This window comes from Rhodococcus jostii NBRC 16295 (genome assembly GCF_001894825.1).
GTDB lineage: Bacteria > Actinomycetota > Actinomycetes > Mycobacteriales > Mycobacteriaceae > Rhodococcus_F > Rhodococcus_F jostii.
This window is the reverse complement of record NZ_BCWY01000013.1, coordinates 131,011-152,949: the sequence shown is the minus strand read 5'-3', so window position 1 is coordinate 152,949 and position 21,939 is coordinate 131,011. Positions and strand designations below refer to the sequence as shown.

At 67.8% G+C, this 21,939-nt stretch carries 22 protein-coding genes; 14 read left to right on the top strand and 8 right to left on the bottom strand.

Annotation, left to right across the window (positions count from 1 at the left end; all coding sequences use genetic code 11):
• The 8 genes from infB to truB form a co-directional block, all read left to right on the top strand.
• A partial coding sequence (infB, locus tag RJ1_RS11420) for a translation initiation factor IF-2 (protein WP_073360040.1) occupies positions 1-2,600 on the top strand: 2,600 nt, incomplete at its 5' end.
• Positions 2,601-2,700: 100 nt separating this feature from the next.
• Entirely contained in the window at positions 2,701-2,991 is a 291-nt protein-coding gene (locus RJ1_RS11415; protein WP_005240674.1) for a DUF503 domain-containing protein, read from the top strand.
• A gap of 114 nt (positions 2,992-3,105) precedes the next feature.
• Positions 3,106-3,594, top strand: coding sequence for a 30S ribosome-binding factor RbfA (rbfA, locus tag RJ1_RS11410; protein WP_005573415.1), 489 nt, complete (start codon positions 3,106-3,108; stop codon positions 3,592-3,594).
• Positions 3,595-3,605: 11 nt separating this feature from the next.
• Positions 3,606-4,607, top strand: a complete 1,002-nt coding sequence (locus tag RJ1_RS11405) for a DHH family phosphoesterase (protein ID WP_073360021.1) — start codon at positions 3,606-3,608, stop codon at positions 4,605-4,607.
• Positions 4,608-4,619: 12 nt separating this feature from the next.
• On the top strand, positions 4,620-6,008 hold the full coding sequence (locus RJ1_RS11400) for an MATE family efflux transporter (protein WP_073360020.1): 1,389 nt from the start codon (positions 4,620-4,622) through the stop codon (positions 6,006-6,008).
• A 1-nt stretch (position 6,009) separates the two neighbouring features.
• Complete coding sequence (locus tag RJ1_RS11395; protein WP_143048859.1) at positions 6,010-6,939, top strand: metallophosphoesterase family protein; 930 nt, start codon at positions 6,010-6,012, stop codon at positions 6,937-6,939.
• Positions 6,936-7,619, top strand: a complete 684-nt coding sequence (npt, locus tag RJ1_RS11390; protein ID WP_073360019.1) for a 4'-phosphopantetheinyl transferase Npt — start codon at positions 6,936-6,938, stop codon at positions 7,617-7,619. Before RJ1_RS11395 ends, npt begins: the two co-directional genes overlap by 4 nt.
• Before the next feature lie 62 nt (positions 7,620-7,681).
• The gene (gene truB, locus RJ1_RS11385; protein WP_073360018.1) at positions 7,682-8,599 is read left to right on the top strand and encodes a tRNA pseudouridine(55) synthase TruB; all 918 of its coding nucleotides are present in this window, start codon (positions 7,682-7,684) and stop codon (positions 8,597-8,599) included.
• Positions 8,600-8,603: 4 nt separating this feature from the next.
• Here the strand turns inward: truB and RJ1_RS11380 are convergent, their stop codons facing one another.
• Positions 8,604-9,317: a metal-dependent transcriptional regulator gene (locus RJ1_RS11380; protein ID WP_143048858.1), complete on the bottom strand. Its 714-nt coding sequence runs from the start codon at positions 9,315-9,317 to the stop codon at positions 8,604-8,606.
• A gap of 176 nt (positions 9,318-9,493) precedes the next feature.
• Here RJ1_RS11380 and RJ1_RS11375 point away from each other — a divergent pair, with 176 nt between their 5' ends.
• The 3 genes from RJ1_RS11375 (at position 9,494) to RJ1_RS11365 (ending at position 13,434) form a co-directional block, all read left to right on the top strand.
• Positions 9,494-10,468, top strand: a complete 975-nt coding sequence (locus RJ1_RS11375) for a bifunctional riboflavin kinase/FAD synthetase (RefSeq protein ID WP_025432373.1) — start codon at positions 9,494-9,496, stop codon at positions 10,466-10,468.
• A 110-nt stretch (positions 10,469-10,578) separates the two neighbouring features.
• Positions 10,579-10,848, top strand: a complete 270-nt coding sequence (gene rpsO, locus RJ1_RS11370; RefSeq protein ID WP_005240682.1) for a 30S ribosomal protein S15 — start codon at positions 10,579-10,581, stop codon at positions 10,846-10,848.
• 312 nt (positions 10,849-11,160) lie between these two features.
• Positions 11,161-13,434: a polyribonucleotide nucleotidyltransferase gene (locus RJ1_RS11365; RefSeq protein WP_073360016.1), complete on the top strand. Its 2,274-nt coding sequence runs from the start codon at positions 11,161-11,163 to the stop codon at positions 13,432-13,434.
• Positions 13,435-13,500: 66 nt separating this feature from the next.
• Here the strand turns inward: RJ1_RS11365 and RJ1_RS11360 are convergent, their stop codons facing one another.
• The 3 genes from RJ1_RS11360 to RJ1_RS11350 form a co-directional block, all read right to left on the bottom strand.
• Entirely contained in the window at positions 13,501-13,929 is a 429-nt protein-coding gene (locus RJ1_RS11360) for a protein-tyrosine phosphatase family protein (protein WP_073360038.1), read from the bottom strand.
• Positions 13,930-13,939: 10 nt separating this feature from the next.
• A complete protein-coding gene (locus tag RJ1_RS11355) occupies positions 13,940-14,701 on the bottom strand; it encodes a 2-phosphosulfolactate phosphatase (protein ID WP_073360015.1) in 762 nt (253 codons plus the stop codon).
• A 453-nt stretch (positions 14,702-15,154) separates the two neighbouring features.
• Positions 15,155-15,640, bottom strand: coding sequence for a carboxymuconolactone decarboxylase family protein (locus tag RJ1_RS11350; RefSeq protein WP_073360014.1), 486 nt, complete (start codon positions 15,638-15,640; stop codon positions 15,155-15,157).
• A gap of 180 nt (positions 15,641-15,820) precedes the next feature.
• Here RJ1_RS11350 and RJ1_RS11345 point away from each other — a divergent pair, with 180 nt between their 5' ends.
• A complete protein-coding gene (locus RJ1_RS11345; protein WP_073360013.1) occupies positions 15,821-16,756 on the top strand; it encodes an RNA polymerase sigma-70 factor in 936 nt (311 codons plus the stop codon).
• Positions 16,757-16,774: 18 nt separating this feature from the next.
• Here the strand turns inward: RJ1_RS11345 and RJ1_RS11340 are convergent, their stop codons facing one another.
• Entirely contained in the window at positions 16,775-17,857 is a 1,083-nt protein-coding gene (locus tag RJ1_RS11340; protein WP_073360012.1) for an aldo/keto reductase, read from the bottom strand.
• A 152-nt stretch (positions 17,858-18,009) separates the two neighbouring features.
• On the opposite strand from RJ1_RS11340, the gene RJ1_RS11335 reads away from it, so the two are divergent.
• Both RJ1_RS11335 and RJ1_RS11330 read left to right on the top strand, forming a co-directional pair.
• Positions 18,010-18,933, top strand: coding sequence for an AraC family transcriptional regulator (locus RJ1_RS11335; protein ID WP_073360011.1), 924 nt, complete (start codon positions 18,010-18,012; stop codon positions 18,931-18,933).
• A gap of 22 nt (positions 18,934-18,955) precedes the next feature.
• Positions 18,956-19,432, top strand: a complete 477-nt coding sequence (locus tag RJ1_RS11330; RefSeq protein WP_073360010.1) for an SRPBCC family protein — start codon at positions 18,956-18,958, stop codon at positions 19,430-19,432.
• A 39-nt stretch (positions 19,433-19,471) separates the two neighbouring features.
• Here RJ1_RS11330 and RJ1_RS11325 read toward each other — a convergent pair whose 3' ends face one another.
• The 3 genes from RJ1_RS11325 to RJ1_RS11315 all read right to left on the bottom strand — a co-directional run bounded on the left by RJ1_RS11325 (position 19,472) and on the right by RJ1_RS11315 (position 21,889).
• Entirely contained in the window at positions 19,472-20,014 is a 543-nt protein-coding gene (locus RJ1_RS11325; RefSeq protein ID WP_073360037.1) for a hypothetical protein, read from the bottom strand.
• Between the two features lie 128 nt (positions 20,015-20,142).
• The gene (locus RJ1_RS11320) at positions 20,143-21,093 is read right to left on the bottom strand and encodes an LLM class F420-dependent oxidoreductase (RefSeq protein WP_073360036.1); all 951 of its coding nucleotides are present in this window, start codon (positions 21,091-21,093) and stop codon (positions 20,143-20,145) included.
• A 133-nt stretch (positions 21,094-21,226) separates the two neighbouring features.
• Complete coding sequence (locus RJ1_RS11315; RefSeq protein WP_073360009.1) at positions 21,227-21,889, bottom strand: TetR/AcrR family transcriptional regulator; 663 nt, start codon at positions 21,887-21,889, stop codon at positions 21,227-21,229.
• Between the last annotated feature and the right edge of the window lie 50 nt (positions 21,890-21,939).

Sequence of the window (21,939 nt, the reverse complement as noted above, 5' to 3'; positions counted from 1 at the left end):
CGGCCGCCCCCGCGGCGACCGCAGCCGCCCCGGCTGCACCGGCGACCAACGCTCCCAAGCCCGGTCGTCCCACCCCGGCTGCCCCGGCTCCGGCCGCACCGGCACCTGCCGCACCCGCAGCCCCGGTAGCGCCGGCGGCAAGTGCCTCCCCGGCTCCGTCCACGGGCGCCAAGCCCGGCGGACCCCGTCCCGGCCCGAAGCCCCCGCGCGTCGGTAACAACCCGTACTCCTCGGCACCCGCCGAGCGTCCGGCACCCCGCCCCGCTCCCGGCGCTCCGCGTCCGGGTGCATCCCGTCCGGCTCCCGGTCAGGGTGGACCTCGTCCGGCACCGGGTCAGGGTGGTCCCCGTCCGGCACCGGGTCAGGGTGGACCTCGTCCGGCACCGGGTCAGGGCGGTCCCCGTCCGGCACCGGGTCAGGGCGGTCCCCGTCCCAGCCCGGGCTCGATGCCTCCTCGTCCGAACCCGGGCGCCATGCCTGCTCGTTCGGCACGTCCCGCCCCCGGCGGTCGTCCCGGTCGTCCCGGCGGAGCCCCCGGCGGTCGTCCCGGTGGTGGCGGCGGCGGTGGATACCGCGGTGGCGGAGCCCCCGGTGCCGGCGCAGGTGCGCCCGGTGGCGGAGCACCCGCAGGTGGTTTCCGCGGTCGCCCCGGTGGCGGTGGACGCCCCGGTCAGCGTGGTGCGGCAGCAGGTGCGTTCGGTCGTCCCGGTGGCGCCCCGCGTCGTGGTCGCAAGTCGAAGCGTCAGAAGCGCCAGGAATACGATTCGATGCAGGCGCCCGCCGTCGGCGGCGTGCGGTTGCCCCGCGGCAACGGCGAGACCATTCGCCTCGCCCGCGGTGCTTCCCTGTCGGACTTCGCGGAGAAGATCGACGCGAACCCCGCAGCGTTGGTGCAGGCACTGTTCAACCTCGGCGAGATGGTGACGGCAACTCAGTCGGTCAACGACGAGACGCTGGAACTGCTCGGCGGCGAGATGAACTACGTCGTCCAGGTGGTCAGCCCGGAGGACGAGGACCGCGAGCTGCTCGACAGCTTCGACCTCACCTACGGCGAAGACGAAGGTGGCGAAGAGGACCTCGAGTCCCGTCCGCCGGTGGTCACCGTCATGGGCCACGTCGATCACGGTAAGACCCGACTGCTCGACACGATCCGTAAGGCCAACGTCCGCGAGGGCGAGGCCGGCGGCATCACGCAGCACATCGGTGCCTACCAGGTGCTCACCGAGCTCGACGGCAACGAGCGTCTCGTGACGTTCATCGACACCCCCGGTCACGAGGCCTTCACGGCGATGCGTGCCCGTGGTGCCAAGGCCACCGACCTCGCGATCCTGGTCGTCGCCGCCGACGACGGCGTCATGCCGCAGACGGTGGAAGCGATCAACCACGCCCAGGCGGCCGACGTGCCGATCGTGGTCGCGGTGAACAAGATCGACAAGGAAGGCGCGAACCCGGACAAGATCCGGCAGCAGCTCACCGAGTACGGACTGGTCGCCGAGGAATACGGCGGAGACACCATGTTCGTCGACATCTCGGCGAAGCAGGGCACCAACATCGACGCACTGCTCGAAGCCGTGCTGCTGACGGCGGACGCTGCCCTGGACCTGCGGGCCAACCCGGACATGGACGCTCAGGGTGTCGCCATCGAGGCGCACCTCGACCGTGGACGCGGCCCCGTCGCGACCGTGCTCATCCAGCGCGGAACGCTGCGGGTCGGCGACTCGATCGTGGCCGGCGACGCATACGGACGTGTGCGCCGCATGGTCGACGAGCACGGCGACGACGTGCTCGAGGCCCTGCCCTCGCGTCCCGTTCAGGTGGTCGGCTTCACGTCGGTCCCCGGTGCAGGCGACAACCTGCTCGTGGTCGACGAGGACCGGATCGCCCGGCAGATCGCCGACCGGCGCAATGCGCGTAAGCGCAACGCACTGGCCGCGAAGAGCCGCAAGCGCATCAGCCTCGAGGATCTGGATTCGGCTCTCAAGGAGACGTCGCAGCTCAACCTCATCCTCAAGGGCGACAACTCGGGAACCGTGGAGGCCTTGGAAGAGGCCCTGCACGGCATCGAGATCGACGACGAGGTGCAGTTGCGAGTCATCGACCGTGGTGTCGGTGGCGTCACCGAGACCAACGTCAACCTGGCGGCTGCGTCGAACGCGATCATCATCGGGTTCAACGTCCGTGCCGAGGGCAAGGCGACCGAGTTGGCGAACCGCGAGGGCGTCGACATCCGGTACTACTCGGTGATCTACCAGGCCATCGACGAGGTCGAGAAGGCGCTCAAGGGCATGCTCAAGCCGATCTACGAAGAGGTCGAGCTGGGCAAGGCGGAGATCCGCGCGATGTTCCGTTCGTCCAAGGTCGGAAACATTGCCGGTTGCCTCGTCACCTCGGGTACCATCCGTCGCAATGCGAAGGCCCGGCTGCTGCGTGACAACACGGTTGTCGCCGAGACCGTCACCATCTCCTCGCTCAAGCGGGAGAAGGAAGACGCCGTCGAGGTACGCGAGGGTTACGAGTGCGGTTTGACGGTCACCTACTCCGACATCAAGGTCGGTGACGTCATCGAGGCCTACGAGCTTCGGGAAAAGCCGCGCGACTAGTCGCCATCCGTTTGGGGTGACGTAGCAGCGTCATCCGGCGTGCGCTTCCCCGGCCGAGTCGATCGGCCGGGGGAGCGCACGTCTCCCGAAGGAGGAAAGTTTGTACGTCGGTGCGCTCGAGCTCGACATCTTGCTCGGTGACGTGCGATCTCTGAAAGAGAAGCGTGCAATGGTCAAACCGGTACTTGCGGAGCTGAGACGCTACGGCGTCTCGGCGGCCGAGACCGGAGAACAGGATCGGTACCGCCGGTCCATGCTCGGCGTCACGATGGCGAGTTCGGCGGTCGATCACGTGCACGAGGTGCTCGACACGTGCGAACGGCACGTCGCCGAGCTGCCGGAACTGCAACTTCTTGCGGTCCGGCGAAGGATTTTCGGCCCCGAGGACTGACTCGGAGCGCCCTGCCCGCCCCGCCGCGTCCGCGGCTCGGCGTGCAGAATGAACTACAGCTACACACGCAACTTCACAACTTATCGAGCGGCCAGGGAGAGGAGTCTGATTGTCATGGTGGATCCCGCCCGGGCACGCAAACTCGCCAAGCGCATCGGAACGATCGTCGCGACGGCGATCGACCACGAAATCAAGGACCCTCGCCTGGCGTTCGTCACCATCACCGACACCAAGGTGACGGCCGACCTCCACGACGCCACTGTGTACTACACCGTGATGGGCGCGGACCTCGAGTCCGAACCGGATCTCGTCTCCGCCGCCGCGGGGCTGGAGAAGGCGAAGGGGGTTCTGCGCTCGAAGGTGGGCGCAGGCACCGGAGTCCGTTTCACGCCGACGCTCACGTTCGTCGCGGACACGGTCCCCGACACGGCACGGCACATGGAGGAACTCCTCGCCCGCGCTCGCGCCGCCGACGACGAGGTCGCGCGTGTCGCGGCCGGTGCGTCTCCGGCCGGCGACCCCGACCCGTACAAGGAGCCCCGAGCCGAGGACGCGGACGACGCCGATGTCGACGAGCCGTCCGGTTCCCGCCAGGCGGACTGACGCGAACCGACATGACCCACACTCAGGAGACGTCCCTGTCTGATCTCGATCGTCACGAGGTGTTTCTGCCGCAGGCGGTCGCCGTTCTCGAGAACGCGACGTCGGTGACGATTCTGTGTCACGTCCAACCCGATGCCGACACGATCGGCAGCGGACTCGCGCTGGCGTTGGTGCTCGAGCGAAAAGGGATTCCGGTGCAGGTCGCGTTCGGCGCACCGGACGAACTACCGGAGTCGATGCGGGAACTGCCGGGCACCCACCTCCTGGTGCCGGCGGATCAGGTGCGCCGCAACGTCGACCTGCTGGTGACGGTCGACTGCGGCAGCGCGGGGCGTCTCGGGAAGCTGGCCGACCGGCTCGCGACGGCGGGGGAGACCCTCGTCATCGATCATCACCGATCCAACACCCGCTTCGGCCGCATGAACCTGATCGACGAGTCGGCGGAGTCGACCACCGCGGTCCTGGCGCAGATGTTCGACGTGTGGGGTGTGGACATCGACGCCGACCTCGCACACTGCCTGTATGCGGGGCTCGTGACCGACACCGGTTCGTTCCGCTGGGTGCAGCCCGGCACCCACACCCTCGCGGAGAGACTCCTCGCCACCGGAATCGACGGCGCCCGCATCGCCCGGCGCCTGCTCGACACCCACCCGTTCGGCTGGCTGCCCATGCTGTCTTCGGTGCTCGGCTCGGCGACCCTCGTCCCCGAAGCGGCGGGAGGGCGTGGACTGGTCTACGCCGTCATCCGGCAGGCCTACGTCGGCGATCTCCGCTCCGAGGAGATCGAGAGCGTCATCGACATCGTCCGGACGACGTCCGAGGCAGAGGTCGCCGCGGTCCTCAAGGAGGCGGTGAACGGTACGTGGTCGGTGTCGTTGCGCTCGAAGTCCGACGTGGACGTCTCCCTCGTCGCCGGGTACCTCGGTGGCGGCGGGCACCGGTTCGCGGCCGGCTACACCGCCGACACCTCTGCCGACGAGATCGTGGCCTCGCTCGTCGAGTCGCTCGGCTGAGGTCCGAATTCATTGGCCGGCGTCTCTGAAGTCACGGGCGACGCTACCGCCCGGACCGTGTTCGGGCTGGCGTTGCCCGCGCTCGGCGTCCTTGCCGCCGAACCGATCTATCTCCTCTTCGACATCGCCGTCGTCGGGCGGCTGGGCGCGCTGGCGCTCGCCGGACTTGCCGTCGGCGGGCTCATCCTCGCGCAGGTCAGTACGCAGCTGACGTTCCTGTCCTACGGCACGACGGCACGCGCATCCCGGATGCACGGGGCCGGCGACGAGCGCGGCGCGGTGCGGGAAGGTGTCCAGGCCACGTGGCTGGCACTCGGCATCGGCGCGTTCGTGATCGCGCTGGCACACCTGTTCGCGCGGCCGGTCACGTCGGCGATCGCAGGCGGCTCCGACATCGCGGCGGCCGCCGAGAGCTGGTTGCGGATCGCGGTCTTCGGTGCGCCGCTGATCCTCGTCGCAATGGCAGGCAACGGGTGGATGCGCGGAGTGCAGAACACGGTGCGACCACTGCGTTTCGTCATCGCCGGTCTCGTCGTGTCGGCCGTGGCCTGCCCGGTGCTGGTGCACGGATTGTGGGGCGCTCCGCGACTCGAACTCGAGGGTTCCGCCGTCGCCAACGTGATCGGGCAGGCGGTGTCCGCGAGCCTGTTCATCGGTGCGCTGGTGGTGGAGCGGGTGCCGCTGCGTCCGCAGTGGCGGGTCATGCGCGCGCAGATGGTCCTCGGACGGGACCTGATCCTGCGGAGCCTCGCGTTCCAGGCGTGCTTCCTCTCGGCCGCCGCCGTCGCGTCCCGGTTCGGGGCGGCCGCGGTCGCCGCGCACCAGGTGGTGTTGCAGCTGTGGAACCTCGTCGCCCTCACACTCGACTCCCTGGCGATCGCCGCGCAGGCATTGGTCGGAGCCGCGCTGGGTGCGGGACACGCCAGCGGCGCGACGCGGCTGTCGTGGCGGATCACCCGATGGTCCACCCTCTTCGCGGCCGGGCTGGCCGTGTTCTTCGCCCTCGGCCACGGGCTGATACCCGAACTGTTCACCTCCGACCAGGCGGTGCTCGACGAGATGGCGGTGGCCTGGTGGTTCTTCGTCGCGATCATCCCGGTCGCCGGAGTGGTGTTCGCCCTCGACGGGGTACTGCTCGGGGCCGGCGACGTCGCCTTCCTCCGAAACGCCACGCTGGCCTGCGCATTGGTCGGGTTCCTGCCGCTGATCTGGCTGTCGATGCTGCGTGACTGGGGCCTCGCGGGAATCTGGACGGGCCTCACGGTGTTCATAATTCTTCGGATGCTTGCGGTCGTGTGGCGCGTCGGTTCGGGCCGCTGGGCTGTGGTCGGAGCCGACCTGCAGGCGCGGCACGGATCGGACAGCGCTCCGGCGGCGGAACACGATCGGAAAGGTGGTTGACGTGGCACCCAAACTGATGGCGGTGAGCGACACCCATGTGGGGCACCGGGGAAACCGGCCGGTCACCGAGGACATCTATCCCGACTCGCCGGAAGACTGGCTGATCGTCGCGGGCGACGTCTCGGAGAAGACCGACGACATCCGGTGGGCGCTGAAACTTCTGCGCAGCCGCTTCGCCAAGGTCATCTGGGTGCCCGGCAACCACGAACTGTGGACGACGGCGAAGGATCCCGTGCAGATCCACGGCGCCGCCCGCTACGACTACCTGGTCACCATGTGCCGCGAGATCGGCGTCATCACCCCGGAGGATCCGTTCCCGGTGTGGGAGGCCGACGACGGCCCCGTGACGCTGGTTCCGATGTTCCTGCTGTACGACTACACGTTCCTGCCCGAGGGTGCCACCACCAAGGAGCAGGGTCTCGCGATCGCGCGCGAGAAGAACGTGGTGGCCACGGACGAATTCCTGCTGTCGAGCGAACCCTACGGAACCCGGGACGCCTGGTGTCGCAGCCGCGTCGAGACGACGAAGGCGCGGCTGGACGCCCTGCCTCCCGGAACGCGAACCGTCCTGATCAACCACTTCCCGTTGGTCCGTGAACCGACGCAGGTGCTGTGGTACCCGGAGTTCTCCCTGTGGTGCGGCACCGAACTGACCGCGGACTGGCACACCCGGTACAACGCCGTCTGCGCCGTCTACGGGCACCTGCACATTCCGCGCACCACCTACTACGACGGGGTGCGGTTCGAAGAGGTGTCGCTCGGCTACCCCCGGGAGTGGCAGAGGCGGGGACTGCCGGACCGGCTGCTGCGGCAGATCCTGCCGGTGCCGGAGTACCCGCCGGGAACACTGAACAAGTGGGGAGGCCACTTCAAGGTGACTCCCGAACAGGAAGCCGAAGTGGAGAAGATGCGGGCGAGGGGAGCCCTGTGATCGAGAGAATTCTGCCTGCCGGCGTGGTGTCCTCGGAGCTGTTCGAGGACCCGCCGGGTCTGCGTCCGCACCCGCAGGAGGAGGCCCTGATCGGCCGGGCCGTCGAGAAGCGGCGCCGCGAGTTCACCACCGCCCGTCACTGCGCGCGACTCGCCATGGCGAAGCTGGGTGTCGACCAGGCCCCGGTCCTGCGGGGCGACAAGGGTTCCCCGGTGTGGCCGCGTGGCGTCGTCGGGAGCCTCACCCACTGCGACGGTTACCGCGGCGCAGTGCTCGGCTACGCGATGCAGGTGCGGTCCGTGGGAATCGACGCCGAACCGCACGAGGCACTGCCCGACGGTGTCCTGGACGCCGTGAGCCTGGCTCCCGAACGGGACTGGCTGTCGGGCGCGGCGGACTCCGCGCAGTGGCGCTCGGCCACCGGCGGTCCGGTGCACCGGGACAGGCTGCTGTTCTGCGCGAAGGAGGCCACGTACAAGGCGTGGTTCCCGCTCACCGGGCGGTGGCTCGGGTTCGAGGACGCGCACATCACGTTCGAGGCGTTCGGTGACGGCACGGGCACGTTCCATTCGGACCTGCTCATCTCCGGGGAGACCGTCGGCGGGCCACCACTCGCGTCGTTCGACGGGCGGTGGATGGTGTCGGACGGTTTGATCATCACGGCCATTGCGGTGCACTGATTTCAGCACTGTGCGGTGCACTGATTTCAGCACGGTGACGTCGGCTGGCAGAATCGGACCTCGTGTCTGCACGTGAAAAGCCTTCTTCCGGTCTCGTCGGCGCCGGACTGCTCATCGTCGACAAGGACGCGGGCGTCACCAGCCATGACGTGGTGGCCCGGTGCCGCAAGCTGCTCGGGACCCGGAAGGTCGGGCACGCCGGCACTCTGGACCCGATGGCCACGGGTGTGCTGGTGCTCGGTATCGAGCGGGCGACGAAGCTGCTGGGGCTCCTCGCGCTGACCACCAAGGCGTACACGGCCACGATCCGGCTGGGGCAGGCGACCACCACCGACGACGCCGAGGGGGAGGTCGTCGCGTCGGCCGATGCCTCCGGTGTGATGGACGACGACATCGCCGCTCAGGTGAGCGCACTCACCGGCGACATTCAGCAGATCCCGTCGAGCGTCAGCGCGATCAAGGTGGACGGGCGGCGGGCGCACGCCCTCATCCGTGCGGGCGAGGAGTTCGAGCTCTCGCCACGCTCGGTCACGGTGTCGCGGTTCGAGGTCGTCGGCCGGCGGACCGAGGGAACGTTCACCGACCTCGACGTCGAGGTGGAATGTTCGTCCGGCACCTATGTGCGGGCGCTCGCGCGTGATCTGGGGATCGCGCTGATCGGCGTCGGCGGGCACCTCACCTCACTGCGGCGGACCCGGGTGGGACCGTTCGCGCTCGAGCACGCGCGGACGCTGGAACAGCTGGCCGACGAGCCGGGGGTCAGTCTCGACATCGACGCCGCCGCGCAGACCGCGTTCCCGCACCGGCAGATCGACGCGGACGAGGCCGAATCGATCAGTCACGGCCGGTGGCTCGAACCGATCGGAATCAAGGGCGTGTACGCCGCGATCGATCCGAGTGGGCACACCATCGCGCTGCTCCAGGAACGCGGAAGGCGGGCGAGTTCCGTGATGGTGGTCCGTCCCGCGACGCTGCGGTAGCGGGTCACACCAGCCAGATGGCCTGGGCTGCCGGGTTTCCGAGCTCGATCGAGTCGTCCTCGGTGTCGAGCCGGATCGACACGGTGCCCGCGTAGTCGCGTCGCTCCAGCACCGTGACCGTCACGTCGAGTGCCACACCGACCGAGTCGAAGTACCGCAGCATCGCCGGGTCGGAGTCCGAGATCCGGGCGATGCGGCCGCTCTCGCCGTTGACGAAGTCGCTGAGCTGACGCGCCGGGGGAGTGGGCACCGAGCCGTCGACCGACGGAATCGGATCGCCGTGCGGGTCGCGCTCGGGATGGCCCAGCTTGGCGTCCATCCGGGCGATCATGAGATCCGAGACGGCATGCTCGAGCACCTCCGCCTCGTCGTGCACCTCGTCCCAGCCGTAGCCCAGTTCGTGAACGAGATACGTCTCGATGAGGCGGTGCCTGCGGACCATTCCGACGGCAGCGACGCGGCCCGCCTCCGTCAGCGCGATGGATCCGTAGCGGGCGTGATCCACCAGACCCTGGTCGGACAGCTTCCGGATGGCCTCCGACACGGTGGACGCCGACACCCCGATCTTCTCGGAGAGCAGTTTGGTGGACACCCGCTCCTGCGACCACTCCTGAACGGTCCAGATGACCTTGAGGTAGTCCTGTGCCACGGCCGAGAGGGCCCCGGTCTCGGAGGCGGCGTCCTCGGTCACGCTCTGGTCATTCTTGTTCACGGCCACGCCATCGAGCTTAGGCAAGTCTTATCGGCGAGACACATCGACACACCTGTTCCGCTCGCGGGGAACGGACCCGGCCGTCGTGAACCGCGAGGTGACGACGCTTCGGCGGGGTGTGTGGGCGGCGGACACCCGGTCCGGAGATGAACATCGGCGCGCGGCACCGTAGGCTGCCACTCGTGCTGAGATGGCGTGGTCTCGACGAGGTTCCTGCCGACTGGGGTCGTTGTGTTCTCACGATCGGCGTATTCGATGGCGTGCACCGAGGTCACGCCCAACTGATCAGTCGAGCGGTGGCGGCTGCCCGTACGCGTGGAATACCCAGCGTGCTCATGACTTTCGATCCTCATCCGATGGAAGTGGTTCGTCCGGGCAGTCATCCCGCTCAGCTCACGACGCTTGCGCGCCGGGCGGAGCTGGCCGAGGAATTGGGTATCGACGTCTTCTGCGTGATGCCGTTCACCGCTGAATTCATGAAGCTGACGCCGGAGCGGTACGCCCACGAGATCCTCGTGGAGCGCCTGCACGTGGCGGATGTCGTCGTCGGCGAGAACTTCACGTTCGGCAAGAAGGCCGCCGGCAACGTCGACCTGCTCCGTCAGATCGGCGACCGGTTCGGGTTCGCGGTCGACGGTGTGACGTTGCTCGCAGAGCACGCGGTCACGTTCTCGTCCACCTACATCCGTTCGTGCGTCGACGCGGGCGACATGGCCGCCGCGACGGAGGCCCTGGGCCGCCCGCACCGTGTCGAGGGTGTCGTCGTCCACGGCGACGGTCGCGGACGTCAGCTCGGCTATCCGACCGCCAACGTCGCCCCGCCCATGTACGCCGCGATTCCCGCGGACGGCGTGTACGCCGCCTGGTTCACGGTGCTCGGACACGGAGTCGACCTGGGAACGGTCACCTCCGGTGAGCGCTACATGGCTGCCGTGTCGGTGGGTACCAATCCCACGTTCTCCGGGCGGACCCGCACGGTCGAGGCCTTCGTCCTCGACCGGGAAGCCGACCTGTACGGGCAGCACGTGGCCGTCGACCTGGTGGAGCGCCTGCGCGGCATGGAGAAGTTCGACTCGGTCGACGATCTGATCGTCGCGATGGGCAAGGATGCCGAGCGTGCGCGCGCGATCCTCGCGGCGTCGGAAGACGTGCGGTAAAAGCGCAGCATTTCAGCTGGTAAAGTAGACCGCTGGCGTGCGCTGCGGTTCGCGGTGGCCGCGCCGAGTTTCGATCCTTTCACGCGAACGTCATCACCAGGAGTGAACCAGTGGCATTGACCACCGAAGAGAAGAAGCAGGTCCTGAGCGAGTACGGCCTTCACGAGACCGACACCGGTTCGCCGGAGGCGCAGGTGGCCATGCTCACCAAGCGCATCGTCGATCTCACCGAACACCTCAAGATGCACAAGCACGACCACCACTCCCGCCGCGGCCTCCTGCTGCTGGTCGGACGCCGTCGTCGTCTGCTCAAGTACGTCCAGAAGGTCGACATCGAGCGTTACCGCTCGCTGATCGAGCGTCTCGGCCTGCGTCGCTGAGTTTCGTACACAGCGATCATTTCGATCGCGAATCACTCCGGTAGCCGGCGGGGCCTTGCTTAGACTGGGCCTCGCTGGCTATCGGCGTTAGCTGCCGAGGGCAGCACTACCGTATGCACCCGAGAATGTGGTGTCGGTCTTCGGTAGTGGTCTTCCGGACACGGTCCGGGGGACTTCGATCGACGGCCGCCTCCGCACAGTGACATCCCGAGAACTCGAGAGGGGGATGTCCCTCAGGTGCGCAGTTCTCGCCAGGAGGGTGAGAACGCCCCCGCGGGTACGGCGAAGACGAGAGGGAAGTGAAAAGAAGAGATGACAGAGAATTCCGCAGTAGAGGTCGATGAGGGCGTGTTCGAATCCACCGCCGTGATCGACAACGGGTCCTTCGGAACCCGCACCATTCGATTCGAGACCGGTCGCCTCGCCCAGCAGGCCGCCGGCGCCGTCGTCGCGTACCTCGACGACGAGACCATGCTGCTGTCCGCGACGAGCGCCAGCAAGCACCCCAAGGAGCACTTCGACTTCTTCCCCCTCACGGTGGACGTCGAGGAGCGTATGTATGCAGCGGGCCGCATCCCCGGCTCCTTCTTCCGTCGTGAGGGCCGTCCCTCCACGGACGCCATCCTGACCTGCCGCCTGATCGACCGTCCGCTGCGCCCGTCGTTCGTCGACGGCCTGCGCAACGAGATCCAGGTCGTCGTCACGGTGATGAGCCTGAACCCGCAGGACCTGTACGACGTGGTCGCGATCAACGCCGCGTCCGCCTCCACGCAGATCGCCGGACTGCCGTTCTCCGGCCCCGTCGGCGGTGTGCGCGTCGCGCTCATCACCTCCGACGAGAACAAGGCCGGCCAGTGGGTTGCCTTCCCCACCGTCGAGCAGCTCGAGAACGCCGTCTTCGACATGGTCGTCGCCGGCCGCATCGTCTCCGGTTCCGGTGACGACGCCGACGTCGCGATCATGATGGTCGAGGCCGAGGCCACCGACAACGTGATCTCCCTGATCGACGGTGGCGCACAGGCTCCCACCGAGTCGATCGTGGCCGAGGGCCTCGAAGCCGCCAAGCCGTTCATCGCCCGCCTCTGCACCGCGCAGCAGCAGCTGGCGGCCAAGGCGTCGAAGCCGACCGGCGAGTTCCCCGTCTTCCCGGCGTACCAGGACGACGTGTTCGCCGCCGTCGAGGCCGCCGCAGCCGAGAAGCTGAGCGCAGCCCTGACGATCGCGGGCAAGCAGGAGCGCGACGACAAGACCGACGAGGTCAAGGTCGAGGTTCTCGAGCAGGTCGCCCCGAACTTCGAGGGTCGCGAGAAGGAAATCGGCGCGGCGTTCCGCTCGCTGACGAAGAAGCTGGTGCGTCAGCGCATCCTGCGCGACCAGTTCCGCATCGACGGCCGTGGCATCACGGACATCCGTTCGCTGTCGGCCGAGGTCGCCATCGTTCCGCGTGCACACGGTTCCGCCCTGTTCGAGCGCGGCGAGACCCAGATCCTGGGTGTCACCACCCTCGACATGGTCAAGATGGCGCAGCAGGTCGACTCGCTCGGACCCGAGACGACCAAGCGGTACATGCACCACTACAACTTCCCGCCGTACTCCACCGGTGAGACGGGCCGCGTCGGTTCGCCGAAGCGTCGCGAGATCGGTCACGGCGCGCTGGCCGAGCGGGCACTCATGCCCGTGCTGCCCAGCGTCGAGGAGTTCCCGTACGCCATCCGTCAGGTTTCGGAGGCCCTCAGCTCCAACGGCTCCACCTCGATGGGTTCCGTGTGCGCGTCGACGCTCGCACTGCTCAACGCCGGTGTGCCGCTGAAGGCTCCGGTCGCCGGTATCGCCATGGGCCTCGTGTCCGACCAGGTCGACGGGGAGACCCGTTACGTGGCACTGACCGACATCCTCGGCGCCGAAGACGCCTTCGGCGACATGGACTTCAAGGTCGCCGGCACCAAGGACTTCGTCACGGCCCTGCAGCTCGACACGAAGCTCGACGGCATCCCGTCCAAGGTCCTCGCCGGCGCGCTGTCGCAGGCCAAGGACGCGCGTGCGACGATCCTCGAGGTCATGGCCGAGGCCATCGACACCCCCGACGAGATGAGTCCGTTCGCCCCGCGCGTGACGGCCATCAAGGTCCCCGTCGACAAGATCGGTGAGGTCATCGGCCCCAAGGGCAAGATGATCAACTCGATCACCGAGCAGACCGGCGCCAACATCTCCATCGAAGATGACGGCACCGTGTTCGTCGGTGCGACGGACGGCCCGTCCGCGCAGGCCGCGATCGACATGATCAACGCCATCGCCAACCCGCAGCTGCCGAAGGTCGGCGAGCGCTTCCTGGGCACGGTCGTCAAGACCACCGCCTTCGGTGCGTTCGTGTCGCTCCTCCCCGGCCGCGACGGATTGGTGCACATTTCGAAGCTGGGCAGCGGCAAGCGGATCGCCAAGGTCGAGGACGTGGTGAGCGTCGGCTCGAAGTTGCGTGTCGAGATCGCCGACATCGACAACCGCGGCAAGATCTCGCTGATCCCCGTCGAGGAAGACGGCGCTGCGGCTCCGGCCGAGCAGAGCGAAGAGGCGGCTGCCGAGAAGTAGCCTTCTCCCAGTTCGCACGCAGGCGGCCCCGCACGATTCCTTCGTGCGGGGCCGCCGGTCTGTTGCTCAGGCGAACCGTTCGACGTACCGCCGCTGCCACGGTGTCTCGACTGCGTGACGGTGATAGTGCTGCCGGACGAACGCGACGGCGTCCCGCGCCGGGACTCCGTCGAGTACGGCGAGGCAGGCGAGGGCCGTGCCCGTCCGGCCGCGACCGCCGCCGCACGCCACCTCCACCCGTTCGGTGGCGGCTCGTCGCCACACCTCGCCCAGCGCATCCCGGGTGTCGTGGCGATCCCGCGGCAGCCGGAAATCGGGCCACCGGACCCACCGGGAGTTCCACCGCACCGGCAGCGGATCCTGCCCCAGCAGGTAGACGGCGAAATCCGGCAGGGGCCCCTCCGGGAGTGGTCGCCTCAGCCCCCGGCCGCGGACCAGTCGCCCGGACGGCAGGCGCAGCACTCCGGGAGCGTCGGCGTCCCAGGTATCGAACATGGTGCTCACCCTATTGTGCAGCGTTTCGGAAGACCCGATCTTCGAGTACCGGGACGGCAGAGCTCCGGTCTGTTTCGGCGGCGATTGCGACATCTTCGGGGTATCCCAGTTCGCGCAATTCCCGTCCCGACGCACACGCCGCGAGTGAGTGCGGCAGCGACTGCGCGACACCACGCCAGGCCGACATGGCGACCAGAGCCTCCGGCGAAGGGTCCGCATCCCAGCCGGTCGCCGCCAGCGCGGACATCACCGCGCCCGCGCCCCACAGATCCTCGATCGCCGGTCGGAGTTCGCCGCCCGGCCACTTCTCACCGGCAGCGATCACCGCTACCACCGACCTCGGCGTGTAGTGCCGGGCGATCCAGCCCGAGACCGCGGTCGCGTTCCGAAAGGACGCTCCGGTGCACACTCCGGATCCGGCGCCGAGTGCGAAGCAGATGTTCGAACCGTTCGGTGAGGGAAGCACCACTCTCTGTGGAGCTGTGTGGCGCCGAATCGTGTTCGGCGACAAACTGATCTGCCCGCCCACGGCACGGCCGCGCCCGACGGCGAGGACCGCATCCGAATCGCGGGCGTAGCGTTCCGCCGAATCGTCGTTCCATCGGTAGGGCAGAACGTCGATGCCGGCGTCGACCGCCACGGTCAGGGTGGTGGTGAACGACAGAACGTCCACCACGACCGCGATGTCGGCGGCGGCGCCGACGGCTTTCGCCCCGGGCAGGCCCCAGTCGAAGCGGAGTCCGTAGTCGAGTTGACGATGTTCGCGGTTCATCGCACATACGTGTCGGTCGACTCCATGATCGTCTCCTTCGCTTCGCGCCTGCATCAGTGGATCATGTCCCGATCACCGTGCTCATCGAGGAGACCCTATGCGGCTGAACAGGAATGCTCCAGGCAGGAGACGCGCCTGAGCCCGGGCCGGTAGAGACCTGTTGTAATGGAGACACGAGAAGGGGGAGGGTGCTGATGAGTGACGTGTTCATATTCTGTGCGCTGTCGGCCGGTGGTGTAGGTGTTCTGGGGTTGACGGTCGCCCTGTTCGGCGGTGCGGAACCACGCGGGCGATGCGTGTGCGACGGGCGTACCGAAACCTGTGACACTCGGTGGTCCTGACCGGAGTCGGCGGGCGGTATCGCTCTGCCGGGCAGGCGATCCAGCTGGGGATTGTCCGACGGCACACGCGACGACCAGAACCCCGCCCCACAGGGCGGGGTTCGTGTGCCGATCAGCTCGTCATGGCGGCGAACATGCCGGGCTCGTAAGATCCCGCCGGGTTACGAACGATGACGTTCATCCGGTTGGCGGCGTTGATCAGGGCCACCAGGGAGACCAGCGCGGCGATCTGGTCGTCGTCGAAGTGCTTGCGTACCTGGGCCCAGGTCTCGTCGGACACGCCGTGGTGGGCGTCGGCGAGCCGGGTACCTTCCTCGGCGAGTGCCAGCGCGGCCCGCTCGGCCTCGGTGAACACGGTGGCCTCGCGCCAGGCGGCGACGAGGTTGAGCCGAACCGGGGTTTCTCCGGCGGCCGCGGCATCCTTGGTGTGCATGTCGATGCAGAAGCCGCAGCCGTTGATCTGGCTGGCCCGGATGTTGACCAGTTCCTGGGTGGCCTTCGGCAGCGGCGATTCGTGGATCACCAGACTGGCGCTGACGAACCGCTTTGCGAACTTCGCGGCGATCTCGTTGTCGAACATGTTGAATCGGGCGTCCATGACTTCGTCCTCACTCGTCGTGTTGTGTGCTCCCGCACCGAACGAACATGAGATGCCGGCGACGCGATTCTTGTGACAGTGTGGGCAACGTGTCGTGTGCCACAAACGCCTCGGTGTCACAAAACCGCGGGGCCCGGTGTCTGGTGGGTGACACTGTCAGTGAGTGAAGAGGAGCCACCCATGGCCGGCACATCGCAGACCACGCCTGACGATCGAGGCGGGAGCCACGACGAGCGTTCGGACCCCGCTACCGACGCGTTCGTCGCCCACCGCAACCTGCTGTTCACGGTCGCCTACGAGATGCTCGGCTCTGCTGCCGACGCCGAAGACATCCTCCAGGAGACCTGGCTGCGATGGGCGGGCGTCGATCTCGACACCGTGCGGAATCAGCGTGCGTACCTGGTCCGGATCACCACCCGTCAAGCACTCGTCCGGCTGCGTACGCTCGGACGGCGTAAGGAGTCCTACGTCGGTCCCTGGTTACCCGAGCCGCTGCTGACTGCGCCCGACGTGGCCGAGGATGTCGAACTGGCCGACAGCGTGTCGATGGCGATGCTGCTGGTGCTGGAAACGCTCGCGCCGACGGAGCGCGCGGTGTTCGTGCTGCGTGAAGTGTTCGATCTGGGGTATGACGAGATCGCGGCCGCCGTCGACAAGAACCCGGCCGCTGTCCGCCAGATCGCGCACCGGGCGCGGGCGCACGTTGCGGCGCGCCGGCCGCGCGGGGCTGTTTCTCCGGCCGAGTCCCGAGATGCACTACAGGCGTTCCAACGGGCGCTCGAAACGGGCGATCTGCAGAGCCTGTTCGATCTGCTCGCGCCGGACGTCGTCCTGTTGGGCGACGGTGGCGGCGTCAAGCAGGCCGTGCTGCGGCCCATCGTGGGGGCCGACAAGGTGTCTCGCTTGCTGGCTGCCGGCCTGCCCAGGATCGGCGGCGCGGTATCGGTCGAGCCGGTGCAGATGAACGGCTGCCCGGCCCTGATCGTCCGGCTCGACGGCGAGATCGACGACGTCGTGGCGATGCGGATGGACGACGGCATGATCACCGGGCTCTACATCGTGCGGAATCCCGAGAAGCTGTCGCGGGTCGAGCGGGAAACCGCTGTGACCCGCTGAGTCCGAGAGCGCGGCGTGTCAGTACCGCAGGTCGCTCTGCAGCAGTGGTGGGTACACGGTGGACGATTCCCCGTCCACAGTGGTTCCCGCGAACTGGAGCATCGCCCGCAGCTCGCCGTGCATCGGCGCCGGATAGTTCAACGTGGGACGTGAAACCTCGTCGAGCGCGCGGAGGTGTTCGGGGCTGAGAGTCACCTCCAGGCCGGCAACGTTGTCTGTGAGGTGTTCGACGCGCCGGGCACCGAGGATGGGCACGACGGTCCCGGCGCGGGTTCGCAGCCAGGCCAGCGCTACGGCCGCCGACGTGGTTCCGAGGTCGCCGGCGATCGCGTCGACCGCATCGATGACGACGAACTCGGTGTCGCTGGGACCGCCGACGAATGCAGCGCGGGCAGAGTCGGTGACCTCGGTGCCGCGACGATATTTGCCGGACAGGAATCCGTTCTTCAGCGGGCTCCACGGCACGAGCGCCATGCCCTGATCGAGTGCGAGGGGAGTGATCTCGCCCTCGACGGTCCGGGCGAGCAGTGAGTACTCGACCTGCATCGCGATCAGCGGGGTCCATCCTCGCAACATCGCTGTGGTCTGAGCCTGGGCGGCTACCCAGGCCGGATTGTTGGAGATCCCGATGTAGCGAATCTTGCCGGCGCGGACCAGATCGTCGAGGGTCCGGAGGGTTTCCTCGATCGGGGTGTGGCGGTCCCAGTTGTGCAGCCAGTACAGGTCGAGGTAGTCGGTGCGGAGGCGGCGAAGGGTCTCGTGGAGTTGGGCGATGATCGACGCGCGGCCCGCCCCGCCGCCGTTGGGGTCGCCGGGAAAGAGGTTCGCGAAGAACTTCGATGCCAGCACCACACGCTCGCGGCGGCCGCGGTGACCCGCGAAGAAATCGCCGAGGATCTTCTCCGAGTGGCCGTTGGTGTAGAAATTGGCGGTGTCGATGAAGTTTCCGCCGAGGTCCAGGTACGTGGCCAGGATCTTCTCGGATTCCTCCACGCTGCAGCCGGCGCCACCGGCGTCTTCGCCGAAGGTCATCGCACCGAGGGCGAACGGGCTGACCCGTAGCCCCGAGCGGCCGAGTGTGACGTAGTGATCGAGTGGCATGATGTGCTCCCATCCTTGTGTAAATGTGCATTCCCATCGAAGCGCGAACTGCATAGTCAGCGGTAGATCGATCCGCTCCGGGCGTTGCACAATCCTCTCGATATCGCCACGATCGGGTTGCCGGACCGCGGAGTCGATGCTTTCGTGAATGTGTGCGCACCTCACCTGAACTGCTGGACGAGATCCGCGGCAGCATCACGGCCCATGCCAGGGCGGATCTGCAGACGCCGATCGATGGGCTGCTGTTGTCGCAAGTGACGACCGAGCCGACGGCTCCCGAGTACTCGCTGACCGAGCCGCTGCTGGTGGTCATGGCCCAGGGCGGTAAACGCCTTCTGCTCGGCGACCGGGTGTACGAGTACCGAGCGGGACAATGCCTCGTCGTCACCGCCGACTTACCCGTCACCGGCCACTACATCGACACCGACGAAAGCACGCCGTCGTTGGCCATGGGACTGGTGCTGCGCCCGGCCGCCATCGCCGCACTGGTGCTGCAGGCCCCCACCGAACGGTGGTCCCGCGGCACGGCCGGCGGGCCTGCGATCGAAACCGGTGAGGCAGATGCCGAACTACTCGACGCCGTGGCCCGGATGCTGCGGCTGCTCGATCAGCCCGCGGACGCGACCGTGCTCGCCCCGCTGATCGAGCGGGAGATCCTCTGGCGGCTGCTCACCGGCCCGCACGGGAGCACGATCCGGCAGATCGGGATCGCCGACAGCGACCTGTCGCACGTCAGCCGGGCGATCCACTGGATCCGCGACAACTACGCCGCGCCGATGCGGATCGAGGACCTCGCACGGTTGTCCAGTATGAGCGTGTCGGCGTTTCACCGACACTTTCGAGCCGTCACTGCCCTGAGCCCCCTGCAGTTCCAGAAACGCATCCGACTGCAGCAAGCCCGCTCGATGCTGGTCGCTCATCCCGGTGACGTCGCAGGCATCGGGCATCTCGTCGGATACGACAGTCCCTCACAGTTCAATCGCGAATACCGTCGCCTCTTCGGCGCCCCACCCGGTCAGGACGCCGAAGGCCTGCGGACGAACGCCGCACTGTCCCCTGCCGGGCCCCTGCCCTGACACCTCATGGTGTGATCGTGTGATGACCGAGGAGAACAGGATTCCCACCGTCGTGACCGCCGGCCGCGTGATCGCAGCCCCGGCGCGGACGGTTTTCGAACTGATCGCCGACCCGGCGCAACAGCCGCGTTGGGATGGCAACGACAACCTCGCCGAGGCGGCCTCCGGGCAGCGGGTACGCGCCGTGGGTGAGGTGTTCACCATGACGCTCACCAACGGCGGGATCCGCGACAACCGAGTCGTGGAATTCGAGGAGGGGCGCCGGATCGCCTGGCTGCCCTCGGAGCAAGGCCATCAGCCGCCGGGTCATCTGTGGCGCTGGGAACTCGACCGCGTGGACGAGGCGCACGTCCGCGTCACGCATACCTACGATTGGTCGCGTTTGACCGACGAGAAACGCCTCGAGCGCGCTCGCATTACCACGTCGGAGAGGCTTCTGGCGTCTGTCGACAGGCTTGCCGAACTCGCCGAGGCGATAGGCGATTCGCCGCCCGCCTGAGAGGTAGCCGGGACGCACTGCGTATCGGACGGTCCCGGGTTACCGCCCGGGCACGACGGAGATCGTTCCCTGGCAGACGGCGTTCTGCGGATTGACGAACCACCATCCCGCGCCGGTCTGGACGGTCACGGTGAACGACACGGTCCCGGTTCCCGTCCATGTTCGGTTGATCGGGATTCCGGGCTTCTGCTGCCAGGCGGCCTCATCGCTGACGCTGTGGCCGGACGCTCCGGTTGTCGCGTTGTGCCAGTCGACCGACACCCGCGTTCCGTACCAGTTGATTCCGATGCTCGGGATGAGACCGCCGGGCGGCGTGGGCAGTTCGTTCCCGCCGCTCAGCAGTATTGCCGGCTCCAGCGCGGACCCACCCGGTCGGAGCGACTCCCCGGACGAGGCATTGACAGTCCACGTGAAACCCGGTGCCCAGGCGAGAGGATTCCCACTCGAGCACGTCATCGTCGTCGACGTCGGTGGCGCCGGCTGAGCGCTTGCGACGGCGCCTCCTCCGGTCGCCACCGCGGTACCCAGCCCGACGGCAGTGAGTGTCGCTGCGCATGCGCGGCGCCCAAACTGTTTGCTCATGAGCACTCCTTTTCGTGTGTTACCGCGAGAATTGAGATGTCCGCCGCCTCCTGCGATGTCGGAGACGGCGCAGAATTCGTTACATCGTCGAGCTGAACCGACTCCCACGCAACTGCATTCGGGTGTAGTCAGGTGTTCATCGTGCGGATTCGCTCGACGACCGGTGCGAACGCATCCATATACGGTCCGTGGACGGTGTAGTAGGTGAAGCCGTAGCGTTCACGGGTGCGCAACAATTGCGCGGCCATCTGATCGACGGTGCCCACCAACACGAATGGTGTCGCCAGGATCTCGTCCGGCGACATCAGGTTGCCGAATCGCTGCGCGAGGGCGGCCGCGGCGCCCTGGCGATCGTCGGTCTTCACGACCGCCTGGATCAGGGCGTGCCATTCGATCCGGTCGGCGCGGTCGCCTGCGCACGCGCGGACAAAGCGCACGCGCTCGTCGGCCTCGGTGGCGGTTGCGATGCGCATCGTGCCGGGAGACTGTCCCTTGATCTGGAAGGCCCCGGCCACGCTGATGATGTCGGCGTGCTCGGCCGCCACCCGCAGAATGCGGTCTCCGGTCCCCCCGACGATCAGGGGCGGCCCGTGACCGCCGAACCCGCGGCGCTGCACCGGCCGCAGCACCGGCATGCCGAACTCGTCCCGCAACGGCGCCTGCTGGGGGTAGCCGTCGGCGGCGAACTCCCGCTGCAACTGCTCGATCGTCGCCCGCAGCCGCCCGGCCCTGGCGCCGAACGGCTCCCAGTCGATACGTGCCCGGTCGAATTCCCACTGCATGTGGCCCGCACCCAAACCCAGTTCCAGCCGACCGTCGGTGAGGACGTCGGTGGTGGCCACCTCGCGGGCCAACAGCGTCGGATTCCAGAACGCCGCGTTGAGCACCAGGGTGCCGACCCGCAGACTCTCGGTGGCCGAGGCTGCGGCGACCAACGCCGGGAACGGGGAGGCGACCCCCAGGTGATCCGCGGCGAACACAGTGTCATAGCCGTAACGCTCGGCGCGGCGGCAGGTTTCGACGAAGTCCTCGCGCGAGTGGATGCCGAAGATGTTGTAGGAGAATCGGAAGCCGGTCACCGCCCACACACTGCCAGGAAACACGTCCGGGGTCCGGCAACTTCGACGACCTCGATCGTGATGTTCACGCCGGGGGCCGCCATCGGGGTCGGTCGTCCAACTTCGACACGGGGCCGCAACCAGGGCGGTGACGTCAGGCCGCTGATCCGTCGTGGGCGACGCCGTCGAGGTCGGGGAGTGGTCGGCGGCTGACTTCGCGGGCGTCGTCCGGAGTCAACCCGAACGTGCGCAGTAGATCTTCGGCGAGCGCATCGGTGGTCTCGGCGTCGTCCCGGTCCGGCCGGTCGTGCAGTAGCTGGCCGAGCCCCATGATCGCGCCGGCCGTCAGGACCAGTGCCAGTTCGGGGTCGCGGACGATGAAACGCCCGGCGGTGGTCGCCGCCTCGATGTCGCGCTGGGCCCGGGGCGCCAGGCCGCGGTCGGCGGTGATCAGGGCAGGGGCATTGTTGAGCAGTATCCGGCTCAGGAACGGCTGGAGGCGAAACAATCTGCCGGTCAGGCGAAAAGCCTGCGCGAAGGTCTCGGCGGGGTCCTCGAGGTCACCTGTGAGCTGGTCGAGGAGTTCGCCGTGTGTTTCCAGCGCGGCTTCGACAGCGGCCTGGTAGAGCTGCTCCTTGCTGTCGAAGTGGTTGTAGAACGAGCCCATTCCGACGTCGGCGGCCTGGGTGATTTCCAGTACGGGCACGTTGAGGTTTCCCTGGGCGATGAAGGTCTGCGCCGCACGAATGAGGGCCGTCCGCGTGCGTGCCTTGCGTCGTTCCAGGCGGCTTTCCGCGGTCGCTCCGTTGTCGGGCATGCGTGTGCTCCCTCTCGTGCTGGTGATCGGTCGCCACGATAGCACCCACC